The sequence below is a fragment of the Cytobacillus luteolus genome, from assembly GCF_017873715.1.
Classification (GTDB): domain Bacteria; phylum Bacillota; class Bacilli; order Bacillales; family Bacillaceae_L; genus Bacillus_BV; species Bacillus_BV luteola.
Genome location: NZ_JAGGKM010000001.1, coordinates 140,080 through 156,714, shown reverse-complemented (window position 1 = coordinate 156,714; position 16,635 = coordinate 140,080). Strand labels below are relative to the sequence as shown.

General features: G+C 37.8%; 17 protein-coding genes and 1 tRNA gene. 7 read left to right on the top strand and 11 right to left on the bottom strand.

Annotated features, from left to right (window positions below):
* Window positions 1-268: 268 nt before the first annotated feature.
* Both trmL and J2Z26_RS00855 read right to left on the bottom strand, forming a co-directional pair.
* Window positions 269-745, bottom strand: a complete 477-nt coding sequence (gene trmL / locus J2Z26_RS00860; protein WP_193537425.1) for a tRNA (uridine(34)/cytosine(34)/5-carboxymethylaminomethyluridine(34)-2'-O)-methyltransferase TrmL — start codon at window positions 743-745, stop codon at window positions 269-271.
* Window positions 746-796: 51 nt separating this feature from the next.
* A complete protein-coding gene (locus J2Z26_RS00855) occupies window positions 797-1,696 on the bottom strand; it encodes an amidase domain-containing protein (protein ID WP_233459417.1) in 900 nt (299 codons plus the stop codon).
* A 188-nt stretch (window positions 1,697-1,884) separates the two neighbouring features.
* Between J2Z26_RS00855 and J2Z26_RS00850 the strand changes: the two genes are divergently transcribed.
* Window positions 1,885-2,433, top strand: coding sequence for a PadR family transcriptional regulator (locus tag J2Z26_RS00850; protein WP_193537711.1), 549 nt, complete (start codon window positions 1,885-1,887; stop codon window positions 2,431-2,433).
* Window positions 2,434-2,435: 2 nt separating this feature from the next.
* On the top strand, window positions 2,436-2,906 hold the full coding sequence (locus J2Z26_RS00845) for a DUF4188 domain-containing protein (protein ID WP_193537427.1): 471 nt from the start codon (window positions 2,436-2,438) through the stop codon (window positions 2,904-2,906).
* Window positions 2,907-3,205: 299 nt separating this feature from the next.
* On the opposite strand, the gene queG is transcribed toward J2Z26_RS00845, so the two are convergent.
* Complete coding sequence (gene queG / locus J2Z26_RS00840) at window positions 3,206-4,351, bottom strand: tRNA epoxyqueuosine(34) reductase QueG (RefSeq protein ID WP_193537430.1); 1,146 nt, start codon at window positions 4,349-4,351, stop codon at window positions 3,206-3,208.
* Between the two features lie 83 nt (window positions 4,352-4,434).
* On the opposite strand from queG, the gene J2Z26_RS00835 reads away from it, so the two are divergent.
* On the top strand, window positions 4,435-5,100 hold the full coding sequence (locus tag J2Z26_RS00835; RefSeq protein WP_193537432.1) for a B3/B4 domain-containing protein: 666 nt from the start codon (window positions 4,435-4,437) through the stop codon (window positions 5,098-5,100).
* Between the two features lie 80 nt (window positions 5,101-5,180).
* Here the strand turns inward: J2Z26_RS00835 and J2Z26_RS00830 are convergent.
* Window positions 5,181-5,254, bottom strand: a tRNA-Gly gene (locus J2Z26_RS00830).
* Window positions 5,255-5,507: 253 nt separating this feature from the next.
* Between J2Z26_RS00830 and J2Z26_RS00825 the strand changes: the two genes are divergently transcribed.
* Entirely contained in the window at window positions 5,508-5,747 is a 240-nt protein-coding gene (locus tag J2Z26_RS00825) for a hypothetical protein (protein WP_193537434.1), read from the top strand.
* Between the two features lie 61 nt (window positions 5,748-5,808).
* On the opposite strand, the gene J2Z26_RS00820 is transcribed toward J2Z26_RS00825, so the two are convergent.
* Entirely contained in the window at window positions 5,809-6,399 is a 591-nt protein-coding gene (locus J2Z26_RS00820; protein WP_193537436.1) for a hypothetical protein, read from the bottom strand.
* Window positions 6,400-6,554: 155 nt separating this feature from the next.
* Between J2Z26_RS00820 and J2Z26_RS00815 the strand changes: the two genes are divergently transcribed.
* The 3 genes from J2Z26_RS00815 to J2Z26_RS00805 are packed head-to-tail and all read left to right on the top strand — an operon-like array spanning window position 6,555 to window position 10,093.
* A complete protein-coding gene (locus tag J2Z26_RS00815) occupies window positions 6,555-7,889 on the top strand; it encodes a spore germination protein (RefSeq protein WP_193537439.1) in 1,335 nt (444 codons plus the stop codon).
* A gap of 3 nt (window positions 7,890-7,892) precedes the next feature.
* Window positions 7,893-8,975, top strand: a complete 1,083-nt coding sequence (locus J2Z26_RS00810) for a GerAB/ArcD/ProY family transporter (RefSeq protein ID WP_193537441.1) — start codon at window positions 7,893-7,895, stop codon at window positions 8,973-8,975.
* Window positions 8,972-10,093, top strand: coding sequence for a Ger(x)C family spore germination protein (locus J2Z26_RS00805; protein ID WP_193537443.1), 1,122 nt, complete (start codon window positions 8,972-8,974; stop codon window positions 10,091-10,093). Before J2Z26_RS00810 ends, J2Z26_RS00805 begins: the two co-directional genes overlap by 4 nt.
* A 102-nt stretch (window positions 10,094-10,195) precedes the next feature.
* On the opposite strand, the gene J2Z26_RS00800 is transcribed toward J2Z26_RS00805, so the two are convergent.
* Genes J2Z26_RS00800 through J2Z26_RS00775 form a run of 6 tightly spaced genes read right to left on the bottom strand, consistent with a single transcriptional unit; the run spans window position 10,196 to window position 16,538 of the window.
* Window positions 10,196-11,164 carry a sugar phosphate isomerase/epimerase family protein gene (locus J2Z26_RS00800; RefSeq protein WP_193537445.1) on the bottom strand — a complete coding sequence of 323 codons (969 nt, stop codon included), beginning with the start codon at window positions 11,162-11,164 and terminating at the stop codon, window positions 10,196-10,198.
* Window positions 11,165-11,176: 12 nt separating this feature from the next.
* On the bottom strand, window positions 11,177-12,217 hold the full coding sequence (locus J2Z26_RS00795) for a Gfo/Idh/MocA family protein (RefSeq protein WP_193537447.1): 1,041 nt from the start codon (window positions 12,215-12,217) through the stop codon (window positions 11,177-11,179).
* Window positions 12,218-12,231: 14 nt separating this feature from the next.
* Window positions 12,232-13,257 carry a Gfo/Idh/MocA family protein gene (locus J2Z26_RS00790; RefSeq protein WP_193537449.1) on the bottom strand — a complete coding sequence of 342 codons (1,026 nt, stop codon included), beginning with the start codon at window positions 13,255-13,257 and terminating at the stop codon, window positions 12,232-12,234.
* 14 nt (window positions 13,258-13,271) lie between these two features.
* Window positions 13,272-13,997 carry a ThuA domain-containing protein gene (locus J2Z26_RS00785; RefSeq protein WP_193537451.1) on the bottom strand — a complete coding sequence of 242 codons (726 nt, stop codon included), beginning with the start codon at window positions 13,995-13,997 and terminating at the stop codon, window positions 13,272-13,274.
* Window positions 13,990-14,763 (bottom strand): response regulator transcription factor, encoded by a 774-nt coding sequence (locus J2Z26_RS00780; protein ID WP_193537453.1) that lies wholly within the window; start codon window positions 14,761-14,763, stop codon window positions 13,990-13,992. The genes J2Z26_RS00785 and J2Z26_RS00780 overlap by 8 nt, the downstream gene beginning before the upstream one ends.
* Window positions 14,760-16,538: a sensor histidine kinase gene (locus tag J2Z26_RS00775; protein ID WP_193537455.1), complete on the bottom strand. Its 1,779-nt coding sequence runs from the start codon at window positions 16,536-16,538 to the stop codon at window positions 14,760-14,762. The genes J2Z26_RS00780 and J2Z26_RS00775 overlap by 4 nt, the downstream gene beginning before the upstream one ends.
* Window positions 16,539-16,635: the final 97 nt, after the last annotated feature.

The window sequence follows — 16,635 nt, the reverse complement described above, 5'->3', positions numbered from 1 at the left end:
TGATAAGCCAGGTGTAAAAAAATAAGTAACCATAAATAAAAATGACCTGCGTCTGGTTTGACGAAGGTCATTTTTTTATGGATTACTTCTGTTAATACCAGTTGATTTCCGCTGCAGGCACTCGCTTTCCGCGGGCGGTCCGTGAGCCTCCTCGGCTACGCCTGCGGGGTCTCACTATGACTCGCTACTCCCGCAGGAGTCTCGTGCCTTCCGCAGAAATCACCTTAGTTAATCAACTCATCACAAAGCTCATTACCTTACCTATAATTTAAAGAGTAAGCCCATTAAAATTTTGTTGCCTCAAAGCTTCATAGATTAGGATGGCAGCTGTGTTTGACATGTTAAGTGCTTGAATTTTTTCTGTCATTGGTAGGCGTAAGGAGCGGTCCCTATTTTGTTCAATCATTTCTTTTGGAAGCCCTGTCGTTTCGCTCCCAAAAATAAAGAAGTAGTCTTTAGAAAGATCACTGTAATCAAAAGAAGAATGCTGTTTTTCGCCATGTTCCGTGATGAAGTGAAATTCACCGTTCTGATTTTTTTCGTAAAATTCATCTATTGAATTATAGTATTGTAAATCGACATGCTCCCAATAATCTAATCCAGCTCGTTTTAACATTTTATCATCAGTGGAGAAGCCCAACGGATGGATTAAATGCAAGTTTGCATTTGTTCCTGCACATGTACGTACAATATTTCCTGTATTTGATGGATTCTCTGGTTGATATAATACTACGTGTATACCCACATCATTCACCTCGGTGTTATTATACACCTTTTGGCAAAAGCTATAAAAGTACTAATCATCATCGACAATCGTAAAAAACTTATACTTTATGTTCGGCGTGTAGGCTGTTGAATCTGTATATTCCCAATATCTCATTCGACTGTTCGTGGTATGCGCGTTCACTAAAGGCATATTATTTTCGTCCTTCGCAACAACTATGGTGTTATGGTTAAAACGCCCATCTCCTTCAAAGTCATAACAAATGATATCCCCTAACATAAGCTCCTCTGGTGAACTTACCTCTCTACCTCTCAGTCCGGATTTTGCTCCACTTAAATGCCATCTAAGAGCATGCGCAACTGACCAACTAAAACTCCAGTTATTGCTTCTCATCCACCAACCCTTACTTCGATTCGGATAACCTGTCATAGGTGCGCCGCCTGCATGTAAGCATTGAGAAACATAATTTGTGCAATCGACCTCGAACTTTTTGTATTTTGGATTGTAACTATTCCACCATTGTTCTGCATACCTCACAGCCTCTAATCGGTTGTACTTAAAGCCTCTTGTATCTTCTGATTCACTTCCATCTCTTTCAAGGGTTTCATGGAAGGATTCTTCTTCTTGCTTTTGTATTTCCTCATCATTAATGAGCTCATTTCCTTGAAAAATAGCTCTTCTCTCTTCACAAACCTCTTCTAGGTAGAGTCTTTCATTTTGATTCAATAAAAACTGATAGTGAACGAGGTAATTTAAATAAGTCTGGTCATCTACTTTGTTTTTACTAATTACTTGCCCTTCTGCCCGACACTTTACAATTTCAGCATTTCTACTGTGGGCTAGTTCTTTTTTACGATCAATTAGGTCTAAATCAGCTTCCTTTAAATGTGCACGTGAATTGCCAACATAGGCCTGCACTTTATTCTCAACAGATTGTAGGATTGTTTCTTTAATAGACAGGAAGATCACCAACCTTCTAAAGATTTAGAAAAAGTAGCTTCTAGATTATGTATATAACGAAGTTTAGGGAGAATGAGTGAAACTTTTGGCGAATAGATATTTGTGCAGAACTTTTAAAGTTAACCATTTACTTCCAATAAAGCTAGTAGTATTATATATCTAAATGATATATATCAATGAGATATACAAAAGGAGTTTTTATGAAAGCTGAAAACTATTCAAAGTACGCTATTCTTGGTTTATTAACCACCGGCTGTCATTCGGGCTATGAGATTAAGCAACTGATTGATAATAGCCTTAATCATTTTTGGAAAATAAGCTATGGTCAAATCTATCCGAATCTAAAGCTCATAGTACAGGAAGGTTTAGCGACGGTCCTAGATACCCCCCAAGAAGGAAAGCCTGATAAAAAGGAATATTATTTAACTGCTGATGGAGAGGCCGCACTTCAGGATTGGTTAAGGTCTCCACTTCAAGAAATTCCATTCGAAAAAAATGAAGTACTGCTAAAGCTATTTTTTAGTCGCCATCAAAGCAATGAAATTACAACCCAACAAATAAGACAATACCTAGAAAAGTTAAAAGAAAGACTTACTATCTATCGATCGATTGAGAAGATGATTTTGGAACATTCATCTACTAGTGCTGATGCGAAATATTGGGTTTTTACATTGGATTATGGAAAGCGCACCACACAAGCTGGAATTGATTGGTGTGAGTATACGATTTCGTCATTGAAGGAGGAATAATGATGGGAAAAGAAATTTTTAGCGGACGGTACACATCTCAGAATGAAGACAAAATTGTTGTTTTTATCATTGGAATGCGCATTAACAAATGGTGGGCCATTCACAAATGGTTTCCTGTTTTCTCAGCAATGGGACCAATGATTCAAGAATTATATACAAATAGGGACACAGGATTTTTGTCACTAGAAACATTCTTTGGATTACGTACATCTCTAATGGTTCAGTACTGGAAATCAGAGGACGGTCTCCTTGCATACGCAAAAGGTCCAACTCACATGAAGGCTTGGAAATCATTTAATGAAAAAGTGCGAAACAACGATGCAGTGGGCATTTATCATGAAACCTATATTGTGCCTAAGGGAAAATCGGAATCTATTTATGGAAATATGCCCTTATTTGGACTCGCAAGGGCGTTTGGAAATAAAGCGATCACACCTGCTATTAACTCTTCTCGAAAAAGGCTGGATGCTTAAATTTAGGTTTGCTAAGGTGTAAAATAACATAAGAAAACGCTGTTGGAGTTGGTTTCAACAGCATTTTCTTATGTGTATTTTTTAATGGGATAGTGGGGTTTTCGGACTTCTTTTTCCTTCTTAATGAGTCCGAATGCAGCACTTATTCGGACTGGTTCACTCTTTGAAACACTCAACCTGTACCAATCCTGCTCTTATTCGGACTGGTTCACACTTTACTCCACTCAACCTGTCCCAATAAAGCTCTCACTCAGACTTGTCTTTCCTTTATACCGCGATCCGTGTCCTAATAAAACCCTTCAAGCGAGCCCTTTTTCCAACAAAACCTGAATACTCGCAGTAATCTCTCTTTGCGCTTCTTCATCTTTCTCCCGTTCATTCGCTTTTTGTAAATCCTCTAGCACTTCTTCCCTGCCTATCTTACCAAGTGCCCAAGCTGCCGTACCTCTTATCACTGGTCTAGGATCTTCTTTCAATACCTGCAATAAATCAGGAATGGCCGACTCATCTTTAAAATGAGCTAGCGCAATAATCGCATTTCGCTGGATTGGCTTTTTCCCTCGCCATGAACCTGAAATTGGACCAAATGTTTCCTTAAACTCACGATTGCTAATTTGTAAAAGAGGCTTTAGTAATGGCTTAACAACCTCTGGGTCTGGCTCCATCTCAGGGTGCAGGTGAAAATCCAAGCCTTTGTTTTTCGGACAGGCTGTTTGGCAAGAGTCACAGCCATATATGCGGTTACCTATTTTCACTCGATATTCCTCTGGTAGAAAACCTTTTGTTTGTGTTAAAAAGGCAACACATTTATTGGAATCTAGCTGTCCACCTTGAACGAGTGCTCCGGTTGGACATGCCTCAACACATTTATTACAAGTTCCACACTGGTCTTCAATCGGTGTATCTGGTGGAAACGGAATGGTTGTGATCATTTCACCTAAATACACATATGAACCAAACTCTGGTGTGATGATGGCACAGTTTTTCCCGCTCCAGCCTATGCCAGAACGTTCTGCAACTGCTCGGTCAGAAAGTTCTCCCGTATCAACCATTGATTTCAACCTTGCATGGGGCACTTTTTCTAGAATGAAAGCTTCAAGCTTTTGAAGACGATCTCTTAGAATATGGTGGTAATCCTCTCCCCATGAAGCTCGGCAAAAAATACCTCGGCGCTCAGCCTTTGTACTTTGAGGTGCATCCTTCATTTTCGAAGGGTAAGCCAGTGCAATCGCAATAATCGACTTTGCACTTGGTAATAAAAGCTCTGGGTTAGTACGTTTTTCGATATCCGATTCTTCAAAACCTGATTGGAAGTTAAGTTGCTGTTGAACTTTTAATCGTTCCTTTAACTCTTCAAACACATCTGCGCTTCCAAACCCAATTTTATCAATGCCAATCGTTTTACTATATTCGATGATTTCTTGTTTTAAAGTTATTACGTCCATTATTAAAACCTCCTTTCTTTACGTTTCTTTTCTTCACATTCCCTATGGTAAACTACTAATAACAATAGTTGGAGGGAAAATTTATGGAAATAAAGGTTTCAGAAGATATCAAAAGCCTTGTACCTAATTTTAAGGTCGGCGTGATTCACTATTCATCAATTACGGTTAGTGAATCTCCACAAATGCTAAAAGGAAGATTACAGCTATTTCAAGAATCAATCTATTTTGATTTAGAAGATAAAGCTGTTACAGATATCGAGGGTATCCAGGAGTGGAGAGCCATTTTTAAAAAAGTGGGAACAGACCCAAGTCGCTATCGTCCATCCATTGAAGCATTATACCGTCGAATTAAAAAACAAGATTACTTACATACCATTAACTCAGCTGCTGATTTGAATAACTTCTTTTCACTGCAATATGAAGTTCCCATTGGTATCTATGATGCGGATAAAATAAATGGTGAGATTGAGCTTAAAGTTGGAAAACCAGGTGATGAATACACCGGTATCAATGGTCGACTAATCAATATGGAAAACAAACTACTAACGGGTGACTCTACAGGGCCATTCGGCAGTCCTTTTGTTGATTCCGAACGTACAGCTGTTACTGAAGCAACCAAAAATGCAGTTCAAGTTATTTATCTAAGGCCATCCTTATCTGTTGAACAATGTGAAAAATTAGTCCAGTCACTCATGGATATGTTTACCCAAGTGAATGGTGGAACTGGGACCTTTTCTATTTTATCATAAGTGGTCCATACATCTCGAGGCATGAAAAAACGCAATGCCTCGTTTTCTTCGAAACGAAACACTGCGTTGATACCTATGTATGGAGCGGGTGATGAGAATCGAACTCACGACATCAGCTTGGAAGGCTGAGGTTTTACCATTAAACTACACCCGCATTTAATTATGTGAAAATTATAACAATCTCTCTTTATAATTTCAACCCCAAAAATCAATTTCCTTTAACTTAAGAAGTGAACAATAATTATTATATCGAATCATGTCGAAGATTGCAACACTCTTTCAGATATTTTTTTTAAAAAAACAACATTCCTCTCATCTATCAGTATCGTGTCACCACATGATTTATACATAGTTTTCCCCATATAGGCTAAATATAAAAGCAAACGTTAAACTTTGGGAGTGAAATTATGAAAAGAGCATTTTTATCTTTACTTGTTGGTACGTTATTAGTTATTGCACTTGGAGGCTGCGCGGCAGGTGACTTCCAGATACAAAATGATGAAAACACAAAAGTCCAACGTCAAGGAAATCAAGAGCTAAATAACAATTTCGATCAAGGATCACGAACTAACAATATCAATCAGGAGCTTCAAAACAGGCCTGGTGACAGTTATTTAAAAGGAACAGATGCCGGTAGTAAGCGCTAAAATTTCACAAAACAAAAGTACATTACATAGTAAAGTCTTGTAATGTACTTTTTCCCTCCTATTAGTTTCCAACAGCAAAACCACTTATTTTAAACACAAAGCCCTCTTTTTCAAATGTGTATGTATATCTTTTTTCAATTCCGTTATGTTCACCTTTTACTGTCAACTCGTATTGATAATAGTTCCTCTTCAAGTCAATTACTTCAATCTTCTCTACTAGATCAACAGGATATTGCCCGACTGAATAGGCATGGGCCTGTATCTTTATAAATGCGTCTTCAGCAAGTTTAGCTCGCTCTACGACACTAAGTTCCTCATTCGATAATTCATGATACATTTCAATCTTTTCAAGTCCAGTTTCCTTTAAGGAATGATCCGTGTAGAAATATGGTGTAAACATTTCATGGATTAAGAACAAGATTAGTAGAAAGCAAGTAATTAGTTGAATAGGAAACTTATAGTGTACAGTACCCATCCATCTATCCAACCATCTTACAAAGGATAGTAGCGCAATCAGCACTAAAATATAAACCATATAAAGCATCATTTCATTTAAGTAAAGAAAATCAATAAGATAATCAAATTTTACAAAGACAACAAATAAAAAAACGAATACTAAATATCGAAAAGCCTTATTTACAATTTCCCTCACAATTTCTCCCCCTACCGCTTAACCCTTTTCATTTATGGTATCAGCCCAAGTGAATGATAGCAATAAGGATATTAGGTTGTAATAAACTGTATACTCTTAGTCCTAAATGGAGACAAAGATAATACGTAGTTTTAAGGTGAGAGGGTGGTGGAGAAGTGTCTACACAAGAAATACAACAGTGGCTTTTGGAGCAGTTAGGACCTTCACAGGATATTGTATTTCAAGAAGTAAAGACAATAAATAACGCTGCCAAAATTATTTATATTAATAGCTTATGTGATGAGAAAAAGCTACAACAAACTTTACTTAAGCCCTTCTATGAAATGGATGAAAAAGAGTTTGATGTCTACCTTGAATCTTTAGCTAATAAAAAGGAAGAACAACAACAAGAGGTTATATTGAGTCATTTAATGAGGGGTTCAGTTGGCCTTTTTGTTAATTCAAAAATCTATTTAATAGAACTTCAGCAAGTATTTATTAACAATATTTCTGAATCAACTGTTGAAACGGTTATCCAAGGTCCCCAAAATGCTTTAACCGAATCGATTGCAACTAATATTAACTTAATTCGTTACCGATACCCCCAACCAACCTTAATAGCAAAGGAAACAAAGATTGGAAGGTTATCAGAAACAAAAGTAACCATTATGTACGATCGTAATATTGCAAAAAAAGAGCTGATAGAGGATATAGAAAAAGACTTAGCTAAGGTTGATGTGGATACACTTCAAGCTGCAGGACAGTTACATAAAAAATTATCGAAGAAAAAAAGAACCCTTTTTCCAACCATGATGATTACGGAGAGGCCAGATCGAATTGCCTATAATTTAGCTCAAGGAAAGGTTGTTATACTAATTGATGGAACGCCCTTCTCCCTTATTGCTCCTGCCGTTTTCTATGACTTTATGTCATCAATGGAAGATGTGTACCAATCCTTTTGGATTAGCAAGTTTACCGTTACTCTTCGTTATATCGGACTTTTCATTAGTCTTTTATTACCGGCCTTTTATGTTGGAGTGACTGCTTTTAATCCAGAGTTTTTCCGTGTTCAGTTAGCACTCAGTATTGCTGGAAGTAGACTAGGTGTCCCTTATCCAGCTTTTCTAGAGGTTTTTATGATGCTGTTAATGATGGAACTGTTAACTGAAGCGAGTGTTCGTTTGCCAAAGTCGATTGGTTCAACTGCAACAACAGTAGGCGGGCTAATTTTAGGACAAGCAGCAGTTGAGGCTGGCCTCGTTTCTAATGTAATGATTATCATTGTTGCAGCAGTCGCTATTTCGAATTTTGTTATACCGATAAACGCAATGATGTTTGCGATGAGGTACGTTAAATATCTTATTCTTACCTTAACCATATTTTTTGGAATGATTGGACTAATTGTCGGCATTATAGGTTTGATAGGTTATTTAACAAACCTTAGAAGCTATGGGCAACCCTACCTGAAGCTCTTTTTAATCCCAGATAGTTCAAAAAAGGAGGTTGGTTAACCATTGAACCGATACTTCTACTATCTAATTATTTTAAATATGCTAGTAAACGTGTTTCTATATGTACCAAATATATTAATCCAAGAACGATTTGAAGGCTCTGTAATGGGAATCATTTTGGGTTTTTTCATCGGGTGTACCTTACTTTTTATCTTCACAGCATCTATTAATAAATTTGAAGATAGAGGGATTCCTGAGATTCTTGAAGTTGTTCCAAAGTGGTTTCGAGTCTTTTTCCTTTTGTTCTTTAGTGTAATGTGGTTTGGCGCTGGAGCTATTTCTCTTTTGGCTTTTAATAATGTGACAATTCGATTCGTTAATCCTGACATTTCAGGAGTCAATATGGTATCCGTGTTTGCCATTTTTATAATCTTATTACTCGTAAGACTAAAATCAGATAGCCTTCTATATACGATGGAAATTGTCTTTATAACAAATATCCCTTTAATTGCTATAATCCTATTTCAAGCCTACACCAATAATTATATAAGTTGGGATTCAGTAAAAGAGGTAGGCACTCACTTTTGGGAAGTTCCATCATTGAATGTTCTAGCAGCATCAACCTTTGTCTTTTCTGGATATACTAATTTAATTATTTTTAAACGTGTAATTAAAGAGAAAATCATAATGAAAAGATTATGGTTCGTACCAATATTAGGATCAATCAACCTATTCACCACATTTTTTATTCCTATTGGTATTTGGGGGGCAGACGGTGTAGGGGATTTAACCTTTCCATGGGTCACTACGGCTGATACCTTAAGCATTGAGTTTGGACCAATTGAACGAGTGCTTACATTATTCATATTTTTGTACGTTGGTATATCTATGATAAGCGTTGCTATCCATTGGCATGTAGCTTATGAAATTATTAAAAGTATGTTTAAGCTTGATAATGAAAGATTTAACCAAATATTTCACTGGATAGTCTTGGGTTTGTTTTTATGTGCTGTATTACTCTTAGAACAGAACCTCAGGGAAAAGGAAATATTCACATTTGGGCAGTTATGGTTAAATGTAAGGTTACCAGGTGAAGTGTTCCTAGTCATCTTTATGTTTTTCCTAGCGAGGAGGAAAAAAATATGAATCGCCTCTTAGAAACATTGAGCAAGATATTTTTCCTGGTTGCTATCCTTTTATTTTTAACTTCATGCGGCTATAAAGATATTGATAAAAGATCATATGTAGTCACAATTGGAATTGATCCGGCTGAAAGTAAAGAGAATAAATTTAAGATATTGTTAAAAATCGCCATACCCGCTTCCGATTTTAAGGCCGGAGATCCAGAGTTCATTGTCTCAGAACATGAAAGCAAATCAATAACAGATGCTGTTCGAATGATAAAAACAAAGGTCGATAAGGAGCTTGATTTTAGTCATGCCAAAGCCATTATTCTAAATGAAGAGATCTTACAGGAAGATGTCGGAGAGCTCTTGGATTGGTTTATGCGGCGGCGTGACATTCAAAAGGTTGCTTGGGTTGGAATTGGCAAACCAAGCGCAGAAGCTATCCTTAAGTTAGATCGGAAGGTAGAGCGATTACCATCTAACGCTTTGTTTATGTCTTTTGGACTGACTGGAACCGAATCAGATTACATTGTTAGTGAGTATTTGTTTGATTTTAGAAAGCGGATTACTGAGAATGGTTTAGATCCCATATTACCAATATTAGAAGTGAAGGAAGATATGTATTTTCAGATTAATAAGGCTGCAGTATTTAATAATGAAAAGCTAATAATGACCTTAGAATCGGAAGAAACCAAACTCCTTAATATTCTTCTAAATCGCACACAGAACAGCAATTTACAAGTTAAAGAGAACGAAGACAAGGATTCATTTTTCATCGCAGTAGATGAAGCAGAAACCAACTTCGAGATTGTTTCGGAGTCAACTGGCGAGAACAAAGTTAGGGTTGATATCACCCTGGAGGGTATTCTCGAGGAAGTAATGGTAGATTTAGATAACATAAACTTAAATGATTATAAGGAAAAAGGAGAAAAGCAATTTCAAGAAAAGGTAGTTCAACTTTTGACCAAATTCCAAAAGAAAGAAGTTGATCCAATTGGTTTTGGTCTACGTTATCGTGCTACTCATTTTAATGAAGATGATTGGGAAGAATGGGTTAGTATGTATCCTGAAGTTGAGTTTGACGTAAATGTAAAAATCACTTTACAGGGAACTGGATTGCTAAGGAAGGAAATGTAAAATAGTTTTATCTCTATCTAGCTTGTCGAGAGGGTTATCTCACGACAAGCTATTTTTTTATGACCTATGTGAACAAGGAAGAGCTCCCTCTTCCCCCTTTTGTTATGCCCACCACATATCGGTTGGCTGATCTTTTATAATAATCGATTTCAAGTTATTCACTGCTCGCATAAAGCCTTCTTCAATCGACATGATTGGATCTTCGTGTTCAATGCTAACCACATAATCATAACCAAATGTACGTAACGCACTCATCATATCGGACCATTCCTGCAGGCTATGACCACAACCTACAGAACGGAACGACCATGCTCGTGTTTGAACATTTCCGTATGGTTGCATGTCAGTTAAACCGTACATATTCACATTGTCTTGATCAATGTATGTATCCTTGGCATGGAAATGATGGATGGCACCCGCTTTGCCTAGAATCTTAATAGCAGCTACAGGGTCAATTCCTTGCCACCATAAATGACTCGGATCAAGGTTTGCACCAATCGCATCACATGTTTCTTCTCTAAGTTTGAGCATTGTATATGGTGTATGTACTAAAAATCCACCGTGAAGCTCAAGGCCAATTTTCACATTATGATCCTTCGCATATTGCCCTACTTCTTTCCAATACGGAATAAGCTTTTCTTCCCATTGCCATTTTAAAATATCGCCAAACTCATTTGGCCATGGAGCCACTGGCCAGTTTGGATATTTTGCACCTTCATGGTCTCCTGCTGTTCCTGAAAAACAATTAACAACCGGTACGTTCAATAAGCTTGCTAATTCTATTGTTTTTAAAAGTACTTGGTTTGACTCTTCAGCAAACGCTTTGTCTGGAGAAATCGGGTTTCCATGGCAACTGAATGCACTAATCGTTAACCCTCTTGAAGTCACCTGCTCTAGATACTCCTTACGAGCACCCTCGTTTTCGAGTAACTCATCTAGCTTGCAATGAGCATCTCCAGGATAGCCACCCGTTCCAATCTCAACTGCATCGAGTCCTGCTGCCTTCACATAATCTAGCATTTCAATGAAGTTCTTTTGTGAAAATAATACTGTAAACACACCTAGTTTCATCAGAGTAACCTCCTAGTAGATTCGGATACTTTCTCCTGTTTCACTGCTTTTATAAATGGCATCAATCAATTTCGTTACTTGCAACGCTTCATGAGGCTTTACGACAAGCTCTTCTAATCCTAAACAGCTGTTTACAAAATTAAGTGCTTGTGGCAAACCAGGGTCTTCTTCACCAGGAATCCAGTCTGCTTTGCTAGATAATAGCATGCCATTCTTCGCCTGATTCACTTCTAACGGAAATAAATCAATTCCGCCCGTTTCACCTGAAATACTGACACTTTCTTCATCGTCTTTAATGTTAGCTGACCACGACGTTTCAAATAACATCGAAGCGCCGTTTTCAAACTTGATATATGCCGTCACATGATCATCAACTTCAAAGGTTTCGTGTTTAAAGCTGCCCCATTGATTGATTTGATCAGGCATCTTACTTAGGCGATTGTACGTTGTGCCTGTTACTTGGATTGGAGCAGGCTGACCTAATAACCACATCGACAAGTCAAGGAAATGGCAACCATAATCAATTAAGCTTCCGCCACCTTGAAGGTCTTTATTTGTAAAAACACCCCAGCCTGGCACCTTTCTTCGTCTTAATGCCTTAACTCTAGCCACCATCGGACTGCCGATTTCATTTTCTAAAATCAATCTTCTAGCAGCTTGTGTCTCCTTCATAAAACGGTAATGGTAGGCAATGGCTAAAACCTTTCCTGACTTTTCAGAGGCAGCTAGCATTGCTTCACATTCTGCCGTTGTCATTGCCATTGGCTTTTCACACAACACATGTACGCCAGCCTCTAGGGCTGCAACCGTAATTTCTGCATGAAATTTATTGGGTGTACAGATTGTAACTGCATCAACATCTTTAAACATGTCACGATAATCTGCATAGACATTGGGAATATGATTTTCTGAGGCAACCCTTTTCGCGGTTTCCTCATTAACATCACTGACACCAACTATTGTTACTTTATCTGATAGCTTTATAAAGGCTGGTATATGGCGACTTTGCGCAATCCCACCCACACCGATAAAACCTACTCGTAATTTAGTCATGTTGTTATACCTCGTTATATTCTGACAATCTGTTTCGTTTCTGCAGAGTCTAATGCAGATAGCACGACTTGAAGGGATTTCATTCCTTCTTCTCCAGTTACTAATGGTTGTTCATCATGTGCAATCGCTTGTACAAAATGTTCAATCACTTTTGAGCTCTTTTGTCCGCCTTCGTCATTTGTTTGAATCCCACCAAGCTCGTATTTGACAACCTCACCATTTTTATATTGAACAATTAGTGAGTAGGTTGGATCATCTTCTAAGCGAAGAATTGCATTTTCAGCATAAATAATCGTTGAATTGTCTTCCTTTGACACATAAGACCAGCTTGCCGCCAATGTACCAACAACTCCACTTTCTGTTTTTAAAACACATACAGCTGTATCATCTACATCTGAATTTTCTTTGGCACTTGTTTCAACAAAAGCACCAACCTCAACAAACTCTTCTCCTAGTAAGAAACGAAGTAGGTCTGTCTTATGTACACCTAAATCACCCATGGCACCAATGAATGCCTCACTTTTTCTAAAGAACCAGCTATCCTTACCATCTGCACTCCAGCCCTCTGGACCACCATGTCCAAATGCTGAACGGAAGCTATAAATTTTGCCTAACTCTCCACTTTGGATGAGTGCTTTTGCTTTTTGATGTGAAGGAACAAAACGTTGGTTATGTGCAATCATTAACTTTTTACCGCTTGCTTCGCCAGCCGCAATCATTGCCTCCGCTTCTTCACGAGAAGTAGCCATTGGCTTTTCACATAATACATGCTTGCCTGCCTGCAGTGCAGCAATCGAAATCGGGGCATGTAGATAGTTAGGTGTGCATACACTAACCGCATCCACGTCCTCACTCGCCAATAACTCGTTATAATCCGTATAAGCACGTGCTTGATATGTATTGGCTAGTTCTTCAGCTCTTTGGGCAACAATATCGCAAACTGCTACAATTTCAACTAATTCGTTTGTCGCATACTCTGGTAAGTGACGGTGCTTTGCAATACTTCCACAGCCAATGACACCAATTTTAATTTTTTCCATCTAGAAAACCTCCCTTAGTTCATACCATCTAGTTTTTCAAGTGGCTTCGCGTTTCCATAAACCGGCTTCGTATTATTTGTAGGCTTTGCCCATTTCACAGCATTAGAAATGACCTTTTGAACTTCAACATTATAATATGTTGGATATGTTTCATGTCCTGGTCTGAAGTAAAATACTTTACCATTTCCGCGACGGTATGTGCAGCCACTTCGGAACACTTCTCCGCCTTGGAACCAGCTGACCATCACTAACTCATCTGGAGCAGGAATATCAAAGTGCTCACCATACATTTCCTCTCGCTCAAGCTCAATATACTCTCCTAAGCCTTCTACAATTGGATGACTTGGGTCCACTATCCAAATGCGTTCCTTCTCATTCGCTTCTCTCCATTTTAAGTCACAAGAGGTACCCATTAATGTTTTAAAGATCTTTGAAAAATGCCCTGAGTGTAGAACAATCAATCCCATTCCATCAAGTACTCGTTGTTTTACTCTCTCTACGATCTCATCTTGTACCTCTTCATGGGCGATATGTCCCCACCAAAGTAGCACATCTGTTGAATTTAGAACTTCCTCTGTTAGACCGTGCTCAGCTTCATCAAGTGTAGCTGTTCTTACTTCAAAGTCTTCATTCTCTAAAAATGCCGCAATTGCGCCATGAATACCTTCTGGATAAACATCTCTAACTTCTTGATCCTTTTGTTCATGACGATTTTCATTCCATACTGTAACTTTAACCATGGTTTACCCTCCCTGATGTTAGTGTAGAGCTCCGATATTCGTTCGGAGTACACCCTACAAATTTCTTAAACACTTTACTAAAGTATTTTTCATTTTGATACCCTACTTGATACGCAATTTCATAAATTTTGAGCTGTTGATTCTTGAGCATTTCCTTCGCTTTTTCCATTCGAATTCGTGTTAGGTAATCCGTAATCGTCTCATTGAATTCCTGCTTAAATCGTCTCGAAATATATTCTCTACTTAAGTAAAAACAATCAGCAATCTCCTGTAGATTAATTTCGTATTGATAGTTTTTCTTTAAGTATTCCCCAATTTTCTTCATGCTCGTTTCTTCTTCCTCACCCTTAGAGTCTACTACAATTTCTTCAGCATCTCCAAGAAAAGAGGTTTCCTTCTTCCATTCATTTACCGCTCTCTCAAGAGCTTCGTTTAAGAGCTCTGGATCAATTGGCTTTAAGATATAATCAAAACTATTATAATAAATCGCATTCCTCATATATTCGAAATCATCATGTCCACTTACAACAATCGTTTTACTAGAAAGGTTAGCAGAGTGAAGCCACTTTAACAGAGAGATACCATCCACTTTAGGCATTCTCATATCTGTAAAAATAATCTCAGGGTTATGCTCCGAAATGAGATTCATAGCTTCATCACCATCTTGCGCCTCAAGAATGGTTGTAATTCCAAACTCATCCCAATTGGCCAATAACATCAAACCCTCTCGAACATGTTTTTCATCATCAACTATGATTGCTTTCATTTCATACCCTCCTCATGGATTGGGAGTTTAATAGTTACGGCAAAGCCCCCGTTTTCTAGATTCGTTAATTGCAAGCTAGCACGATCTTCATAATATAGATTTAAGCGAACATAGACGTTTTTCAACCCGATATTTGATTCTTCTTCATCTCTGTTTCGCTTACCTTCCTCAAAATACTGATAGATTTCCTTCAGCCTTTGGTCAGATACTCCAACCCCATTGTCACAAACAGTAATGACTAAATCGTCCTCATCCTGCTTACACTCTATATTTATGCTTCCGACTCCTTCTCTTATATCAAAGCCGTGTTTAAAATAATTTTCGATAATCGGTTGAAGCAGCATCTTTGGTACAGCCACATTGGATATTGATTCTTCTAGCTCAATTGTATAGTGGAGATGCTCGCCAAAACGCTCTTTTTGTAGAAGAAGGAAGGCTTTTGTATAATTAATCTCCTTAATTAACGGAACGATATCTTCCTCCATATTCATTCCATACCTCATGATTTTTGAAAGGTGTGTCACAAGTGTATAGATTTGGGGGACGTTATTTTTTAAAGCAACCGTACCAATTGACTGCAATGCATTGTATAGAAAATGCGGATTAAGCTGAGATTGCAGGACCTTTAATTGATTTGTTTTATTTTCAAGCTGTAAGCGATATTCCCGGTTGATCAGATGATTTACTTTTTCAACCATTTGTTTGAAACGATTGCCTAAAATTCCGATTTCATCTTGCCCTAGTGAATCAAATTGGACTTCCATCTTCCCTTCTTCTACTTGTTGAATATTTTGCGATAGAATTCGGATTGGTGATGTGATTTTAAAGGATACGAATAAGGTTGCTAAAATAACGAGTAATAGGCCGATGCCCCCAAACATGATGTTAATTTTTGCGACATTAAAGGCACTTTCATATAATGTCGTGTAAGGAACGCGTTTGACTAGATACCAGCCTCCTGCAGAATCAGGGATACGATCATAAATCATAACCCCATTAAAAGCGTCCTCTTTCCATTCGAGCATACCTTTTTCTTGATTGGAATAGATCATTTTATCAATCCATTTTTGGTTCTTCTCATTTAGTGAGATGTCAGCATTCGAACTGTAAATGAGAGTCCCTTCTGGAGATAACAAATAAAACTCCTCTGAACCCTCGTTGTATAAGTTACTACTAATTTCCAGTATGTTTTCTGGAGTAATTTCCAGTGTTATGTACGCAAGTACTTCATCTGATGGAACATTCGTAAATGAGCGGTGAATCGAGATAGTTTTGTTCCTAGCTTCGTTGACATTCACCGGTTCAATATACATATTAAAAGGGCTTTCCTTTGCCTTTTGAAAGATGTCTTTCTTTTCGTTATTAATCGTTCTTGAAAATACAACGGTTGATCGCTTGGATGCCGCTACAATTCGATTATCTTCAGCAAAGGTGAGCGAGACCGAATTAATATTATCCTCGGCGTATAAAATCGTTTGCATGACGTTTTTTACGATTCCAATAGTTAAGTAGTTATTGGTGTTGTTGGAATTTCGTAAGTAGTTCATGAAATCCGGGTTGTTGTAGAGTGATAGAGTTAAACCGTTTAGTTCGTTAATATAGTTTTCTAGATTGACTCTCCCTTGGAATAGTAGGTTGCTATTTTCTTTTACGACCTGGTCTTCTAGGTAGTTTTTCGTGTGAAAATAGGTAATGACGATGGATGTTCCAAAAGGGATGATGGTTGTTAGAAGTAGTAGGACGATTAGTTTGTTGCGTATGCTTTTTTTGATCATGTGTGACCTCCTAGGGACCCTTAGTTAAAGTATAAAGTGTTGGGGCTTTTAGAGGTAGTGTTTTCTTTGGTGTTTTAGTGAGATAAATGGCAGTCAA

Bases quoted from the DNA above. Each gene is read 5' to 3' on its own strand.
- queG (WP_193537430.1), bottom strand. From the start codon at position 4,351: ATGGACGTAATAACTTTAAAACAAGAAATCATCGAATATAGTAAAACG.
- J2Z26_RS00795 (WP_193537447.1), bottom strand. From the start codon at position 12,217: ATGACTAAATTACGAGTAGGTTTTATCGGTGTGGGTGGGATTGCGCAA.
- J2Z26_RS00845 (WP_193537427.1), top strand. From the start codon at position 2,436: ATGGGAAAAGAAATTTTTAGCGGACGGTACACATCTCAGAATGAAGAC.
- J2Z26_RS00850 (WP_193537711.1), top strand. From the start codon at position 1,885: ATGAAAGCTGAAAACTATTCAAAGTACGCTATTCTTGGTTTATTAACC.
- J2Z26_RS00785 (WP_193537451.1), bottom strand. From the start codon at position 13,997: ATGGTTAAAGTTACAGTATGGAATGAAAATCGTCATGAACAAAAGGAT.
- J2Z26_RS00800 (WP_193537445.1), bottom strand. From the start codon at position 11,164: ATGAAACTAGGTGTGTTTACAGTATTATTTTCACAAAAGAACTTCATT.
- J2Z26_RS00775 (WP_193537455.1), bottom strand. From the start codon at position 16,538: ATGATCAAAAAAAGCATACGCAACAAACTAATCGTCCTACTACTTCTA.
- J2Z26_RS00825 (WP_193537434.1), top strand. From the start codon at position 5,508: ATGAAAAGAGCATTTTTATCTTTACTTGTTGGTACGTTATTAGTTATT.
- J2Z26_RS00790 (WP_193537449.1), bottom strand. From the start codon at position 13,257: ATGGAAAAAATTAAAATTGGTGTCATTGGCTGTGGAAGTATTGCAAAG.
- J2Z26_RS00780 (WP_193537453.1), bottom strand. From the start codon at position 14,763: ATGAAAGCAATCATAGTTGATGATGAAAAACATGTTCGAGAGGGTTTG.
- J2Z26_RS00805 (WP_193537443.1), top strand. From the start codon at position 8,972: ATGAATCGCCTCTTAGAAACATTGAGCAAGATATTTTTCCTGGTTGCT.
- J2Z26_RS00835 (WP_193537432.1), top strand. From the start codon at position 4,435: ATGGAAATAAAGGTTTCAGAAGATATCAAAAGCCTTGTACCTAATTTT.